The 14,812-nt window shown below is 69.2% G+C and carries 11 protein-coding genes; 6 read left to right on the top strand and 5 right to left on the bottom strand.

Features of this window, described 5'->3' with window-relative positions; genetic code table 11:
- From QQA02_RS02560 to QQA02_RS02545, 4 genes are all read left to right on the top strand, one after another.
- A partial coding sequence (locus tag QQA02_RS02560) for an aminotransferase-like domain-containing protein (protein ID WP_284863217.1) occupies nt 1-1,182 on the top strand: 1,182 nt, incomplete at its 5' end.
- Nucleotides 1,183-1,393: 211 nt separating this feature from the next.
- A complete protein-coding gene (locus QQA02_RS02555; protein ID WP_284863227.1) occupies nt 1,394-2,518 on the top strand; it encodes an acetyl-CoA C-acyltransferase in 1,125 nt (374 codons plus the stop codon).
- Between the two features lie 60 nt (nt 2,519-2,578).
- Nucleotides 2,579-4,867, top strand: coding sequence for a 3-hydroxyacyl-CoA dehydrogenase/enoyl-CoA hydratase family protein (locus QQA02_RS02550; RefSeq protein ID WP_284863216.1), 2,289 nt, complete (start codon nt 2,579-2,581; stop codon nt 4,865-4,867).
- 126 nt (nt 4,868-4,993) lie between these two features.
- Nucleotides 4,994-5,575 (top strand): TetR/AcrR family transcriptional regulator, encoded by a 582-nt coding sequence (locus QQA02_RS02545; RefSeq protein ID WP_284863215.1) that lies wholly within the window; start codon nt 4,994-4,996, stop codon nt 5,573-5,575.
- A 156-nt stretch (nt 5,576-5,731) separates the two neighbouring features.
- On the opposite strand, the gene QQA02_RS02540 is transcribed toward QQA02_RS02545, so the two are convergent.
- The 5 genes from QQA02_RS02540 to QQA02_RS02520 form a co-directional block, all read right to left on the bottom strand.
- On the bottom strand, nt 5,732-6,124 hold the full coding sequence (locus QQA02_RS02540; protein ID WP_284863225.1) for an MmpS family transport accessory protein: 393 nt from the start codon (nt 6,122-6,124) through the stop codon (nt 5,732-5,734).
- Nucleotides 6,125-6,536: 412 nt separating this feature from the next.
- Nucleotides 6,537-8,399 (bottom strand): class I adenylate-forming enzyme family protein, encoded by a 1,863-nt coding sequence (locus tag QQA02_RS02535; RefSeq protein ID WP_284863214.1) that lies wholly within the window; start codon nt 8,397-8,399, stop codon nt 6,537-6,539.
- 78 nt (nt 8,400-8,477) lie between these two features.
- Nucleotides 8,478-9,863: a sugar porter family MFS transporter gene (locus QQA02_RS02530; RefSeq protein WP_284863213.1), complete on the bottom strand. Its 1,386-nt coding sequence runs from the start codon at nt 9,861-9,863 to the stop codon at nt 8,478-8,480.
- A gap of 319 nt (nt 9,864-10,182) precedes the next feature.
- Entirely contained in the window at nt 10,183-11,175 is a 993-nt protein-coding gene (locus tag QQA02_RS02525; RefSeq protein WP_284863212.1) for a LacI family DNA-binding transcriptional regulator, read from the bottom strand.
- 154 nt (nt 11,176-11,329) lie between these two features.
- Complete coding sequence (locus QQA02_RS02520; protein WP_284863211.1) at nt 11,330-12,277, bottom strand: aldose epimerase family protein; 948 nt, start codon at nt 12,275-12,277, stop codon at nt 11,330-11,332.
- 168 nt (nt 12,278-12,445) lie between these two features.
- Between QQA02_RS02520 and QQA02_RS02515 the strand changes: the two genes are divergently transcribed.
- Nucleotides 12,446-14,050 carry a xylulokinase gene (locus QQA02_RS02515; protein ID WP_284863223.1) on the top strand — a complete coding sequence of 535 codons (1,605 nt, stop codon included), beginning with the start codon at nt 12,446-12,448 and terminating at the stop codon, nt 14,048-14,050.
- Nucleotides 14,051-14,096: 46 nt separating this feature from the next.
- Complete coding sequence (locus QQA02_RS02510; protein ID WP_284863209.1) at nt 14,097-14,807, top strand: L-ribulose-5-phosphate 4-epimerase; 711 nt, start codon at nt 14,097-14,099, stop codon at nt 14,805-14,807.
- The last annotated feature ends 5 nt before the right edge of the window (nt 14,808-14,812 follow it).

The raw sequence follows: 14,812 nt of genomic DNA, 5'->3' as shown, positions 1-14,812 counted from the left end.
GCGCCGCTGCTGCTGACCCCCGGCGTGCCGGACACCGCGCCGCTGACCTCCACCGCGTGGCGCCGGGCCTGGCGCTCGGCCGCCGCCGACCCCTGCCTGGGCTACTCCGCGCCCGGCTCGCCGCGCCTGGTCGCCGCCATCGCCGAGCACGTCCGCCTCTCGCGCTCGATCGCCGCCGGCCACGTGGTGGTCACCGCCGGCGCGCGCGACGGCATGCGCCTGGTGCTCTCCGCGCTCGCCGCCCGAGGCGCCGACGATGCCCCGGCCGGCGCCCCGACGCGCCGGCTCACCGTGGCCGTGGAGAACCCCGGCTACCCCTCGCTGCGCGCCGTGCCCGAGCGCCTCGGCCACCGCGTCGTGCCCGTCGGGGTCAACGCCGGGGGAGTGGACCTCGCCGCCCTCGACACGCTGCGCCCGATTCCCGACGCCGTGCTGGTCACCCCCTCGCACCAGTACCCGCTGGGTGCGGCGATGTCGGCCGAGCGCCGCTTCGCGCTGCTGCGCTGGGCCGCGCGCGCCGGGGTCGTCGTCATCGAGGACGACTACGACTCCGAGCTGCGCTACGTCGGCGAGCCGCTGCCCGCCCTGGCCGGGCTGGACACCACCGGCAGCGTGGTCACCCTCGGGTCCTTCGCCAAGAGCCTGTCGCCGGGCCTCGGCCTGGGCTTCCTGGTGGTTCCCGAGCGGTTGCGCGCCGGGGTGCTTGCCGCGGCGAAGGCGGGCACGCCGGTCTCCGGGATCGTTCAGGACGCCGCGGCCAACTTCCTTATCGAGGGCGGCCTGCGCCGCCACACCGCCCGCATGCGCCGCGCCTACCGGCGCCGCCGCGACATCTTCGTCGACGTCTTTGCCGACTACCTCGACGCCCCGGGCGCGGCGACCGGCACGCCCGCCGACGCGACCGTCGGCACGGTCACCGCGCGTCCCATGGACGGCGGCCTGCACGCCGTGCTCCTCTTCGCCGGCGGCGGCGCGGGCGTGGAGTCCCGCGTGGTCACCGCCGCCCGCGCGGTCGGGCTCGGGGTGACGGCGCTGAGCGACTACTGGCGGCTCGCACCCGGCCAGGAGGGGATCGCCGGCGTGGTCGTCGGCATCGGCACGGGTAGTGAGGATCGGCTGTGCGCGGGGCTCAACCGCCTGCGCTCCTGCATCGAGGGCTGCGGGCTGCGCCCGACCCGGTGACACCGGAATCGGTGACGTCAAACCGGTTGACGGTGCAGTGTGGCGTAGGTTACTCTCGGGTACCACTCACGAATAGTCATTCGTAATTGCAGTTCAGACCCGAAAAACCGAGGAGAACATCGTGACCGACGCGCAGACCGCCCCGCGTACCTTCGCCAAGGCCGAGGAGACCTACATCGTCTCGGCCGCGCGCAGCCCGATCGGCAGCTTCATGGGCTCGCTGTCGAAGTTCGCCCCGATCGAGCTCGGCGAGATCGTCGCCCGCGAGACGATCGCCCGCTCCGGCGCCCCGGCCGAGGCCTTCGACGCCTCCGTGGTCGCCAACGTGATCCCCACCCGTCCGCGCGACGTCTACTCCTCACGCGCCATCGCGCTGCAGGCCGGCCTGCCCGAGTCCGCCACCGCCCTCAACGTCAACCGGCTGTGCGGCTCCGGCGCCCAGGCGCTCGTCACCGCCGCCGGCCAGATGCACACCGGCGACAGCGAGCTCGCCTTCGTCGGCGGCGTGGAGGTCATGAGCCAGGCGCCCTACTCCGTCGACGGCATGCGCGCCGGCAAGCGCATGGGGGAGGGCCACCTCTCCGACTGGCTGACCGGCGGGCTGACCTGCCCGATGGGCAACGGCCACATGGGCTGCACCGCCGAAAACATCGCCGGCCGCTTCGGCATCTCCCGCGAGCGCCAGGACGAGTTCGCCCTGACCTCCCACCAGCGCGCCCGCGCCGCGATCACCGAGGGCCGCTTCGCCGAGCAGATCGTGCCGGTCACGGTGAAGTCCCGCAAGGGCGAGACCGTCTTCGACACCGACGAGCACCCCAAGGACACCTCGCTCGAGCAGCTGGCCAAGCTGCCCCCCGCCTTCCAGAAGGACGGCACCGTCACCGCCGGGAACGCCTCCGGCATCAACGACGCCGCCGCCGGCCTCGTGCTCGCCTCCGACAACGCGCTGTCCACCCACGACCTCGAGCCGCTGGCCCGGGTAGCCGGCTGGGGCATCGCCGGCGTCGACCCGGCCCACATGGGCCTCGGCCCCGTCTCCGCGGTGCCGAAGGCCCTGGCCAAGGCCGGCATCAGCCTCGACCAGGTCGACCTCATCGAGTCCAACGAGGCCTTCGCTGCCCAGGCCATCGCCGTCCAGGACGAGCTCGGCTTCGACCCGGAGAAGACCAACGTCGACGGCGGCGCCGTCGCCCTCGGCCACCCCATCGGCGCCTCCGGCGTCATCCTGACCGTCAAGCTGGTCCACCGCCTGCGCGCCACCGGCGGCCGCTTCGGCCTGGTCACCCTCTGCATCGGCGGCGGGCAGGGCATCGCCGTCGTCGTCGAGGCGCAGTAGCCCGGGCCCCGGACCCGCACCGCCCCGCCAGTCCACACCGACAGACTCAGGAGAACCGCAGTGAGCACCGACAACCAGCAGATCATCCGCACCGCCGCCGTCATCGGCGCCGGCTCCATGGGCTCCGGCATCGCCGCCCACCTGGCCAACGCCGGCGTCAACGTACACCTGCTCGACATCCCCGCCGACGAGGGCGACCGCGACGCCCGCGCCAGGGCCGGCGTCGAGCGCCAGGTCAAGCAGCGCGGCTTCATGGACCCCGAGTTCGCCGTCCGCGTCACCCCGGGCAACATCGAGGACCACCTCGACCGCCTCGGCGAGGCCGAGTGGATCGTCGAGGCCGTCTTCGAGGACCTCGACGTCAAGCACCAGACCTTCGCCAAGATCGCCGTCCACCGCGCCCCCGGCACCCCGGTCAGCTCGAACACCTCCACCATCCCGCTGGCCCAGCTGACCGAGGGCATGGACGCCGACCTGCTCGGCGACTTCGCCATCATCCACTTCTTCAACCCGCCGCGCGTGATGCGCCTCGTCGAGCTCGTCGCCGGCCCGCAGACCTCCGAGGGCACCGTCGAGCGCCTGCGCGCCATCGCCGAGCGCCAGCTGGGCAAGGTCGTCGTGGACTGCCGCGACACCCCCGGCTTCATCGCCAACCGCGTGGGCAACTTCTGGATGTCCGTCGGCGCCGCGCTCGCCCTCGACCGCGGGGTGCGCCCGGAGCTGGCCGACACCGTCTTCGGCAAGCCCTTCGGCGTGCCGCGCACCGGCATCTTCGGCCTCTTCGACTACGTCGGCCTGCAGCTGGTGCCCGCCATCTGGGGCAGCCTGCTCAAGGCCCTGCCGGAGTCCGACGCCTACCACCGCTTCGACATCTCGTCTTCGCCCGAGCTGAAGACCCTGCTGGACAAGGGGCTGACCGGGCGCACCGGGGAGAGCGGCTTCTACCGCGGCCGCGGCGAGGTCTACGACTTCGCCGCCGACGACTACCGCCCAATCGAGAAGCCGGACCCGGCCGCCGACCCGGCCGTCGGCGAGAAGACCGCCGCCGGGGTCATCGCCACCGACAGCGAGGCCGGCCGCTACGCCCGCGACGTCTACCTGCACACCCTGGCCTACTGCTGCGCGGTGGCCGACGAGATCGCCGACACCGTCGAGCACATCGACCTGGCCATCCAGCTCGGCTACGGCTGGAAGCGCGGCCCCTTCGCCCTGGCCGACGCCATCGGCCTGGACAACCTCGTCGACGCCTACGAGGCCTCCGCAGACTTCGAGACCGTCCCTGAGCTGCTGAGCAAGGCCGTCGCCGCCGGCGGCTTCTACCCGGCGGGCCCCACCGGCGAGACCGTCCTCGACGGCTCCGGGAAGACCGCCGCGCGTCTCGAGCGCGCCGGGGTGGTCACCGTCGCCGCGCTGACCGCCGACGCCGAGCGGATCGCCGGCAACGACAAGGCCGAGGTCTTCGCCCTGACCGGCGAGAACGAGGGCGTGGCCGTGCTGACCATCAACACCCCGATGAGCTCCTGCCACCCGGACGTGCTCGCCGTCTTCCGCGAGGTCGCCGGGCTCGACGGGGTGCGCGCCCTGGTCATCGCCGGCGACGACGAGCGCGTCTTCTCCGCTGGCGCGGATCTCGGCGTGCTCTCCGGGCTCGCCGCCGCCGGCGAGGAGGAGGCCTGCGCCGACCTCATGCGCGACGGCGTGCGCTCCCTGGCGGCCCTGCGCCGCGCGCCCTTCCCCGTCGTCGGCGCCGTGCGCGGCGTCGCCCTCGGCGGCGGGCTCGAGCTGCTGCTGCACACCGACGCCTCGGCCGTGCACGCCGAGACCCGCCTGGGCTTCCCCGAGCGCGAGGTCGGCCTCTTCCCGGCCTGGGGCGGCACCGCCCGCACCCTCGAGCGCGCCATCGACTCGGGTGCGGAGGACCCGCACGCCGCGGCCTTCGAGCTGATCATGTCCGCCAAGAAGATCCCGGGAGCCTTCCCGGCACGCGCCAAGGGCGTGCTGCGCCCAGCCGACCGCATCGTGCTCTCCTCCGACCACGTCATCGCCGAGGCCCTCGGGCTCGCCCGCGAGCTGGCCGGGCAGGACTACTCCGAGCCCGGCGTGCGCGACCTGCCGCTGCGCCCGGCGGACGCCCCGGCGCTGGAGTGGACCGAGGGCTCGGAGACGGACGCGCGCATCGGGCGGGCGGTCGCGGCCGTCTACACCGCGGGCGAGGGCGACCCGGAGGCGGTCCCGTCCGACGAGCTGACGGCGCGGGAGACCGCCGAGGCCGCGGCGGTGCTCGTGCTGCCCGCCAACGCGGAGCGCGCGGCGCACATGGCCAAGACCCGTCGGCCGCTGAAGAACTGACGGGGAAGAACTGACGGGCCGGGGCCTCCCCGCCCCACCCCGGTGGTGGCGCCGAGGCCGGCGCGGCCACCCTCACCAAGGTGGCGTCGCACCCTGCGGCGCCACCGCGAACTAGTCTGGAAAACCATGGCAAACACGCGGCGCAGAGACCAGATCGCGCAGGCCGCGATGAAGCTCTTCGCGGAGCGCGGCTACCACGGCACGGGCATGGAGGACATCGCCCGCGAGTGCGGCATGCGCGCCTCCAGCCTCTACAACCACGTCGAGTCCAAGCAGCGCGTGCTCGCGGAGCTGTGCACCCACTGGATGGGCCGCCTGCTGGAGGTTCACGACACCGCGGTGGCGGGCGTGGCGGACCCGGCCGAGGCGTTGGCCGCGGCGATGTGCTCGCACGTGGTCTTCCACGCGCACAACGCGCGGGCGGTCAAGGTGGTCAACAACGAGATCAACTCGCTGGACGCGCAGGCCCGCGCCGAGGTGACGGGCCTGCGCAAGGAGTATGTGCGCCGGTGGCAGCGCATCGTCGCCGCGGGCATCGAGCGCGGCGAGTTCGACGTCGACGACCTCAAGATCACCGTCTACGCCCTGATCGACATGGGCATCGGGGTGGCCCTCTGGTTCGACCCGGAGGGGCGCTATCCGGCGGAGGACCTCGCGGAGTTCTACGCCACCGCGGCGTTGCGCCAGGTGGGCGCGGCGGGGCGCTGAGGCGGCGGCTGTAGCCGCGGGCGTAGCTGCGCCGAGTGCTTGCCGACGCGCGCTGGCCCGGCCACTGACGGTGCCAATTCCTCGTGCAGGCGGACGGGCCCCGGAATCCGGTGTGCGTAACAAAAAATCCCCTGGAGTTCCAGGGGATTTACGGGTTTACTTCGCGGCGTCAGCCAACTCGCTGGAGTCGGCGCTGCAGCTGGCGGATGCACCAGCGCCGCTACCGGTGTTCTCGGCGATAGTCTCGCCGTCGACCAGGATCCGGCAGGTGATCTGCCCCTCGTCGTACATTCCGTTGGTGGCGGTCAGGCTCGCACCCAGCAGCCCGGTCACGGTGGCTTCCTTCGACCATCCGGCCTGGAGGCCGTTTTCCTGCACGGTGTCGGATTCCCCGGTGTTGTAGGTCGCGAGAGCGTCCTGCGCGTCCCCGTCAATCTGGTAGGTGACGGTGCGCTCGGCGTTCAGCTGCTTGTCCGCCTCGCTGACCCCGGCACCGAAAAGTGCGGTGCAGCCAACCAGGATGGCGAATAGGCCGACAACGATGACGATGGAGATGATGCAGCCGACGCGCTTGTACCAGGGCTTCTTCGGTTGCTGCTGGTAGTAGACGGGTTGTTGCGCGTTGGTTATGAGGCCCTTTCCAGGTAGTGGTTAAGCGGAAAATAAATATACTAAACGTACAGGAAAGTTATAAAATCCTCTTGATCGCCTGTGTGCTATACAGGATTCTGTTAGGTCGATGCAAGGCGTCGAGGGGAAGAGGGGTTGTTCGGGGGGGGGCGAAGGCCGCGTTTTTGCTGCTAGAAGGGGTATATTGCGAACCCTGAATGAAAACCGGCGGCGGACGGCGCCTCATATGACTCGAATGGTTTCGGGGGTCGGCTGGGGGGATAGGTTGGTGAAAAGGTATGGCTCCGGACGGCACTTCCCGGCTGATCCGTGATCAGGTGAGACGTACCCTTCAGTCCCGCTGCTTGTTCCAGCGCCGGCTCAACCGGGTGCGCGCGACCTTGCCCGTGGCCGTGCGCGGCACCGCGGCCACGACCTCTACGCGCACCGGCACCTTGTAGGCGGCCAGGCCCGCGCGCACCCACTCGCGCAGCTCCTCCGCGAGCGCCGACGGGTCTGAGACCGGGGCTTCCGCGGAGGAACCAGCGGTGTGCGCAGTGTGGCGGGTCTCGCTCTGCCCGTCGGTGCGCACCCCTTTCGCGGCGTCGCGCAGCACCACGACCGCGCGCGGTGTCTCCCCGCCGGACGGCTTGCGCCAGGCGGCGACCGCGGCGTCGGCAATCAACGGGTGTGCGCGCAGGCTCTCCTCGACCTCGGCGGGGGAGACCTGGAAGCCGTTGCAGTTGATGATCTCCTTGACCCGGCCGATCACCCTGAGGTCCGCGCCCGTCACCTGGCCGTCCGCCACTCCGTCGGGGCCGATTTCGACCACGTCGCCGGTGCGCAGCCAACCGTCCGGCGTGACCGCTGCGGCAGTGGCCTCCGGCATGCCCAGGTAGCCGGCCATGACCTGCGGCCCGCGCACCCACATCTCCCCGGTCTCGCCGACAGCGCTCGCGCGCACCAGCTCCGCGCGCGCGGCGTCACTCAGCTCCACCGGCGGAGCCTGGCCGTCCGGGGTGCGCACGACGGCGACCTCGGTGCCGGGCACGGGCGTGCCGATGCCCGCCGGGTCCTCGCCGCGGACGTGCACGTGGGTCACCGGCGAGGCCTCCGAGAGCCCGTAGCCCTGGATCACCTCGCAGCCGAGCGCCTCGGCCGCGCGGCGGGCGAGCCCGCCGGAGAGCGTGTCTGCCCCGGAGAGCATCACCTTCAGCGCCGAGAGATCCACGCCCGCCGGCACGCCGTCGCGCACCAGGTGCGCCAGGATCGCCGGGGCCACCCAGCTGAAGTTCACCGCGTGGCGCTCGTGGAGCTTGAGGAAGGTCGCCGGGTCGAAGCCGTCGAAGACCACCAGGTGGCCGCGGCGGAACAGCGTGGTGCACATGAGCACGGTTAGCCCGTAGACGTGCGCGAAGGGCAGGGGAGCGGTCATGGTCCAGTGCGCCGGCGCCGGGCAGCGCTCGAGCGCGGCGGCCATCTGGCGCACGTTGGCGCACAGGTTGGCGTGGGTGAGCATGACCGGCTTCGGTCGGCCGGTGGTGCCGGAAGAAAACGGCAAGACGGCCAGCTCACGGGAACGGTCTTCGGGGGCGGTGAGGGGCTGGGCCTGAGGTGCCGCCTCGCCGTCCGCGAGGTCGACCAACCCGTCGCGGTCCAGGCGCAGTACGGGGATGCCGGTGGCCTCGGCGGCCGCCGCGCCCGCCTCGGTGGCGGTGAGGATCAGCCGCGCGCCCGAGGTCTTCAATTGGCCGGCTATCTCCGCCTCGCCGAGCTGCGCGCCTGCCGGCGAAACCGCCGCCCCGGCGGCGAGCGCCGCGAAGAAGGCGACGATGAACCCCAGGCTGTTCGGTGCGTTGAGGACCACCACCGGCGGGACGGTGATGCCTCCGGTCGACCGCGGGGCCGTGGGCGAACCGGCCGCCGGCGTGGCGCCCGACTCCGCGGCGTCGGTCGACGGGGCATACGAGAGGCACGCACGCAGTACCGCGGCGGTGGTGCTGACCCGCTCGGCCAGGTCGCCGTAGGTGACCTGCCGGCCGGTGGCGGTGTCGGTGACGGCGGTGCGCGCGGCGTCGTCGACCGAGATGCCGCCGAGGACGAGCCCGGCCAAGCCCGTCGGCGGCACGGTGGGATCAATGCCGCGCGAGGCTGCGGCGGGGGAGTTCCCCCGGCGCGGGGCGGGCTCCGGGGAGGGGGCGGTGGTGTCGGTCACGGCCTCAGAGGGTACGCCGTTACGCGAAAGCCCCCGTCACCCTCGGGGTGACGGCGGAGCTTGCTTCGAAGGGTGGCGTTACTTCGCGGCCCCCTGAGCCTCGATCTGCTCCAGGCTGCGCCCGCGGGTCTCGGGAACGCAGGTCTTGACGAAGACGACCCCGGCGACGCAGATCACACCGAAGATCGCGAAGACGGCGTCCTGCGCCATCGTCGCAGTCATGATCGGGAAAAGCAGCCCGACGACAAACGAACCGATCCAGTTGAAGGAGCTGGCGAGACCGCTTGCACGGCCGCGGATCAGGAGCGGGAAAACCTCTCCGACGAGGACCCAGGTAAGCGGTGCCCAGGTGAACGAGTAGAACGCGACGTAGATCGAGAGGAAGACCACGATCATCATCGGGTTCGCGTTGTCGACCACCATGTTGATCACCGCAGGCAGCAGGAAGGAGGCGGCCATGATGGAGCCGCCCATCATCAGCAGAGTCTTGCGGTTGAACTTGTCGGCGATGACGAGGAATACGAGGGACCCGAGCACCAAGATGACACCCTGCACCACGGGCCACAGCAGAGCGTCCGAAGCCGCGGTACCCGTCGCCTCCTCGACGATCAACGGGATGTAGTAGAAGATCGCGTTCGCGCCCTGGAACTGCTGGAAGGCCGCCACGCCGACGCCAGCTATCACGAGGTAGCGGTACCGCCCGGAGAACAGCATGCTCCAAGAACTGGTGGCATTGGCCTTCTGCTCCACCTCGGCGTTCGTCTTGATCTCAGCCAGTTCTCTCTCGATCTCATCCGCCGGGCGAATGTAGCTGAGCACCCGTCGCGCTTCGTCATCGTGACCGTTCTTCACCAGAAATCGGGGGGACTCAGGCAAACGTAGGACACCGAGGAAAAGGATGATGGCCGGGACCGCCGCGAGGGCGAGCATGGACCGCCATGCCCAGTTGTGAGGGAGATGCTGAAGGAACCAAGCCATGATGTAGCTCAGCAACATGCCGGAGACAATCATGGTCTGGTTGAGTCCCGAGAGGCGGCCGCGAAGCTCGGCGGGCGCCATCTCGGACATGTAGGCGGGCACGAGCGCACTCGCAGCGCCGACGGCGAGGCCGAGGAAGACGCGGACGATGATGAGATAGATCGTCCCCTGGTCGGGTGAGATGCCGCAGAGGACGGAGCCGACGGCGAAGATCACGGCGGCGACCAGAATCATCTTCCGGCGTCCGAACCGATCGGATAGCTGACCGGACAGCGCGCCACCGATGACGGCACCGAGCATGAGCGACGAGGTGATCCATCCGATGGCGGCGGCGTTGCCGGCCAGGTCCCAATCATGCTGCAGGAACGGCAGGGCTCCGGTCATGACCCCGATGTCGTAACCGAAGAGGATTCCACCGAAGGCTCCGAAAAAGTAGATGAACCCGCGGGGGATCTTTTTCGCAGGTGCTGACGATGCAGGTGGCATTTGGTCTCCTAGCCTCTGAAGGGAGGTGGGGTAGCGCGCCTCAAAGTGAGCGCTAACATCCTTGTACGGCGAGTATGGCTTCAGTGGTGAAAAAATGTCAACGCTAACATTTGTGCGGTATGTCACCGCTCGGAGAAATGGGCATTTAGGCAGCTCGCCACCCCCGGGCCTCGGACCGAGCCGCGTGGTATGGGGCGACGTTGTTCCCTCGAAAGGGGGTGTAGCGGGGTTGACAGTGGTCCCCTCCGGGAGCGCCGGGCCCGGGAGCTGCCGGCAATCTCGATGGGACGACGGGAGGAAGCCCTTGCGATCTGTGTGGTCAGTTGCGGGGATGCGTGGTCGAAGCCCGTGACACGAGGATCGGCGGGACAGGCTCAGTGTCCGGCGCCTCGCCCCCGATCATTTTCAGGGCTGCGATGATCACGCGGGTGCCGAGTGTCTCGAAATCCTGGTGCACGGTGGTCAGACCGGGGTAGTAGTACCCGCTGCCGGGAAGGTCGTCAAAGCCGACCACGGACATTTCCGTGGGGATTTCGATGCCGTACTGGTGGAAGGCAGAGAGAGCGCCGAGGGCCATGTGATCGTTGGCGCAACAGATCGCCGTCGGCCGCGCAGCCGAGGGAAGCTCCGCGATCTGTACTCCGGCGGCGTGGCCGGAGGCGGGTGACCAGTCGCCGCGGGCGAGCCTGGGCTGAATCCCTCGCTCGGCGCATTCGGCCAGCGCGCCGTCGAGCCGGCGCTGTGCGTCCACCCAGTTGGAGGGGCCCGCGAGCAGTGTGATGTCGCGGTGTCCCAATTCTGCCAGGTGGGCGATGGCCAGGCGGGCGCCGGCGGTCTGATCAACGCTCATGCAGACCAGATCGTCCAGGTCCGTCGGGCGGGGGCCGACGATGATCAAGGGGATGTCCAGTTTCAGGGTGCCTGCGAACCAGACCAGTGACTCCCGGGACGCGATGACGATTACGGCCTCGACGGAGCGTTCCAGAAACTCGTCGAGCGCTGCCCGAAACTGCGCTTCGCTTGTCTCCGCGATTGTCGCGATAAGTGTCAGGTAGGAATGGTCTCGCGCAGCCCGCTCCAGGGATGCCAGGGTGCTCGTGGGGCCGTGCAGGAAGGAACCGACGGCGATGACGCCGATCAGGCCCGAGTGCTTGGTCACGAGCGCGCGGGCGGCCAAGTTGCGCCGGTAGCCCAGCTTGTCCACCGCGGCCTGGACGCGGTCACGGGTTGCTGGTCGTACCCCGGGGAAACCATTTATTACCCGAGAGACTGTCTGGTGTGACACTCCCGCTTCGGCGGCGACTTCCGCCATCGTGGGCGGGCGGGACCGCCGCCCCGGAGCGGGGCCCTCCGGTGAGGTGCTCTTGCTGGAACCCGGGGTGAGGGAGGTTGTGGACGGCTGCCTGGAATCTGAACTCATGGGCCTCTTCGGGGTGGTGCGTGTGCAGGCATGTGAGCTTAGGGCATCACGCAACTTTGAACTTCCACTGCGCTTCACGGGTGGACCCCGGAGCGAGTGCGACGGATGCGGGGTCCGTGTTGAATGCGTCTGGTGCACAGCTGCAGGCCTCGACGGCGACTCCGGAACGGTCCCAGCGGGTACCGGGAAGGTCCGACGTAAAGACCTGCACGAAGGGCAGTTGCGCGGGATTCCACTCGAGCGCGGCACCACGTCCCTCGCTGTTCGTGACGGTGACTCTCCCCGTCTGGAGGTCGGTGAAGCAGTGGTCCAACTGCACGCCGCTCAGGCTCCCGCCCCGCCGGAAATCGGTCCCGGCCGCGCGGGATACGGGCCCCGCACCCTCCGGGAGTTTACGGGCGCCGCCGGTGTCCAGGACGGTAGCCGCCGGCACCGTGAGGTCCCATGCGTCGACGCCTCCGCCGGCGGCGGTGAGGTAGGGGTGGATCCCCAAGCCGACCGGTGCGGTGGTCTCGCCGGTGTTGCGGGCGGCGAGGCTCCAGGTCAGACCCTCCCGGTGCAGGTTCCAACTCGCCTTCAATTCAACCTGGAACGGGTACCCGGGCTGGGGGAGTATCGCGGTTGACATCGCCGCCGACTTGGCGTCCGCAGAGTCGAGCCGCCAGTCGGTCCAGCACACGAGCCCGTGCAGGGAGTTGGCCAGTTCCGGTTCAGATAGCGCGAGCTGGTGGGTGCGGCCCCCGAACCGGTATCGCCCGTCACGCAGGCGATTCGGCCAGGGTGCGAGAGTGGCCCCGTGAAAGCAGGGGCGCATCTTGTCGGTGGGCCATGGTAGGACCAGAGGGTCTGTGCCGCAGCGAAGGGCGACCAGACTGCCGCCCTGAGTGCACAGCGTCGCCTGCCAGGGACCGGAGTGCAGATTCACTTCCGTTCCACAGTGGCGGTTGGGGGTGGTCAGCTTCTTCCGGGGGTGGCGGGGAGCTGCGTCGGGCATGGGCGCTGAGTCGGGGTGCATGGAAAATCTCCAGGTAGACAGTGTGTGACCGATAACATTTATCGCCGGGGAGTGGGGTTCCTTGACTTGCTGTGCTCCGGTCACGGATGATGGTGTCATCGAGAATGTTAGCGATAACATGATTTGAAGGGAAGGTCGGTGGCAGAGATGGTCGGTCCAACTCAGCCGGTGTATCTCGGAATCGAACTCGGGTCGACGCGGATCAAGGCCTGTGCGGTCCTGGCGGATGGGCGCAGCGTGGCCAGCGGCTCGTCCGAGTGGGAAAACAAGCTCGTCGACGGGCACTGGAGCTACTCGTTGGAGGAGGTCTGGGCGGGAATCCAGGCCGCCTACTCGGACCTGGCGGTCCACTACGAGGAGAAGACCGGACACAGGCCGACCTCCTTCGCGGCCATGGGGGTCTCCGCGATGATGCACGGTTACCTGGCCTTCGACAGCGACGGCGAGCTTCTGGTTCCGTTCCGAACTTGGCGAGACACCTACACCGGGCAAGCGGCGAAACAGCTGACCGACTTGTTCGGGCGCAACGTTCCCCTCCGATGGTCCATCGCCCATTTCTTCCAGGCCGTTCTCGACAACGAAGAACATGTCGGTGACGTCGCCTATCTCACGACTTTGGCCGGTTACGTGCACTGGAAACTGACGGGCGAGCAGGTGCTCGGGATCGGTGACGCCGCCGGAATGTTCCCGGTGGACTCGGCAACCGGTGACTACGAGGCGGAGATGTGCACGGCATTCGATGCCGTGGCAGCCGAATCGGCGACGGTCAAGCCGATCAAGACCCTGCTGCCCCGCGTTCTCCGGGCTGGCCAGCAAGCCGGAACTTTGAGTGCCGCCGGCGCAGCACTGCTCGATCCCAGCGGAGATCTGCACCCCGGCGTGCCCTTCTGCCCTCCGGAAGGAGACGCGGGCACCGGCATGGTGGCCACCAACGCAGTGCGGTCGCGCACGGGAAACGTGTCGGTGGGGACCAGCATCTTCGCGATGGTGGTGCTCGACAAACTGAGCCCGGAGGTCCACCCGGAGATCGACCCGGTGGCGACACCGGACGGTTCGCCGGTGGCGATGGTGCACTGCAATAACGGAACCAATGAGCTGTCCGCCTGGATGGATCTTTTCGCGCAGGTCGCCGTCGCCTTCGGCGCGAAACAGATCGACAACATGGACGACGTCTACAGGGTGCTGCTCACCGAGGCGCTCGCCGGCGACAGCGACGCCGGCGGCCTCGTGGCCTACAACTACCTCTCCGGCGAGCCCATCACCGGCCTGGCGGAAGGTCGTCCGATGGTGGCCCGTGGTCCGCAGTCCTCGTTGAGTATCTCCAACTTCCTGCGCGCCCAGGTTTACGCCGCCTTCGCGACGCTCGAGCTGGGGATGCGGATCTTGCGCCAAGACGGCGTCGACATCGACGTGCTGTACGCCCACGGCGGCCTGTTCCGCACCAAGGGAGTCGGGCAGCGGCTTCTCAGCGCAGCGCTCGACACACCGGTCGGAGTCGCGCCGTCAGCTGCAGAGGGCGGCTCCTGGGGGATAGCCCTGCTCGCCCGGTACCTCGACTCCGGGGCGGAGCGGCCACTGGCCGACTTTCTCGACGAGGAGATCTTCCCCGAAACGGACCCGGAGATCGTTCGTCCGCATCAGACGGACGTCCGGGGATTCCGGGAGTTTCTAACCCGGTACGAGAAGGGTCTGGACCTGCAACGTGCAGCCGTTGCTGCCATTCCCCTCGAAACAGGAGTTCCGGAGGCCTGACCTCCCGATAGACCGATCCCCCAGAGGCCTGAAAAGAAAGGTGAACATGTCTTCTCTCAGATCCTTCCCCGAACGGGTGCAGACTGCCGTTGAGGCCACTAGACAGCGTGTCTCTGATCTGCACGCAGAACTTCCCAGGTGGGAGCTTGTCGTGTGGACCGCCGGCAACGTCTCCGAACGTGTTGTCGTGGCCGAGGACGGAACGCCCTCCACCGAGGACATCTTCGTTATCAAGCCGTCCGGTGTGAGCTACGACGAACTCACCGCCGAGGCGATGGTGGTCTGCGATATCAAGGGCAACCTCATCGACGGCAGCCGAAAGCCCAGCTCAGACACGGCCGCGCACGCCTACGTGTATGAGCACATGCCCGAGGTCGGCGGTGTGGTGCACACCCACTCCAGCTACGCGTGCGCCTGGGCTGCCCGTGGCGAGGAGATCCCCTGCGGCCTGACCATGATGGCGGATGAATTCGGCGGGCCGGTGCCCGTGGGGCCCTTCGCGATCATCGGCGACGATTCCATCGGCCGCGGCATCGTGGAGACCCTCCGGGAGTCCCGCTCCCCGGCTGTGCTGATGCAGAACCACGGCCCGTTCACCGTCGGTGAGAGCGGCAAGGACGCCGTCAAGGCCGCCGTCATGGTCGAGGAGGTCGCGCGGGCCATGCACCTGACGCGACAGCTCGGCCGAGAGGTCCCGATTCCGCAGGACAAGATCGACCACCTCTACAACCGCTACCAGAACGTGTACGGCCAATAGCTGTC

The organism is Corynebacterium sp. MSK006 (assembly GCF_030232385.1).
Lineage (GTDB): Bacteria > Actinomycetota > Actinomycetes > Mycobacteriales > Mycobacteriaceae > Corynebacterium > Corynebacterium frankenforstense_A.
This window is presented reverse-complemented; position numbering and strand designations above follow the sequence as displayed.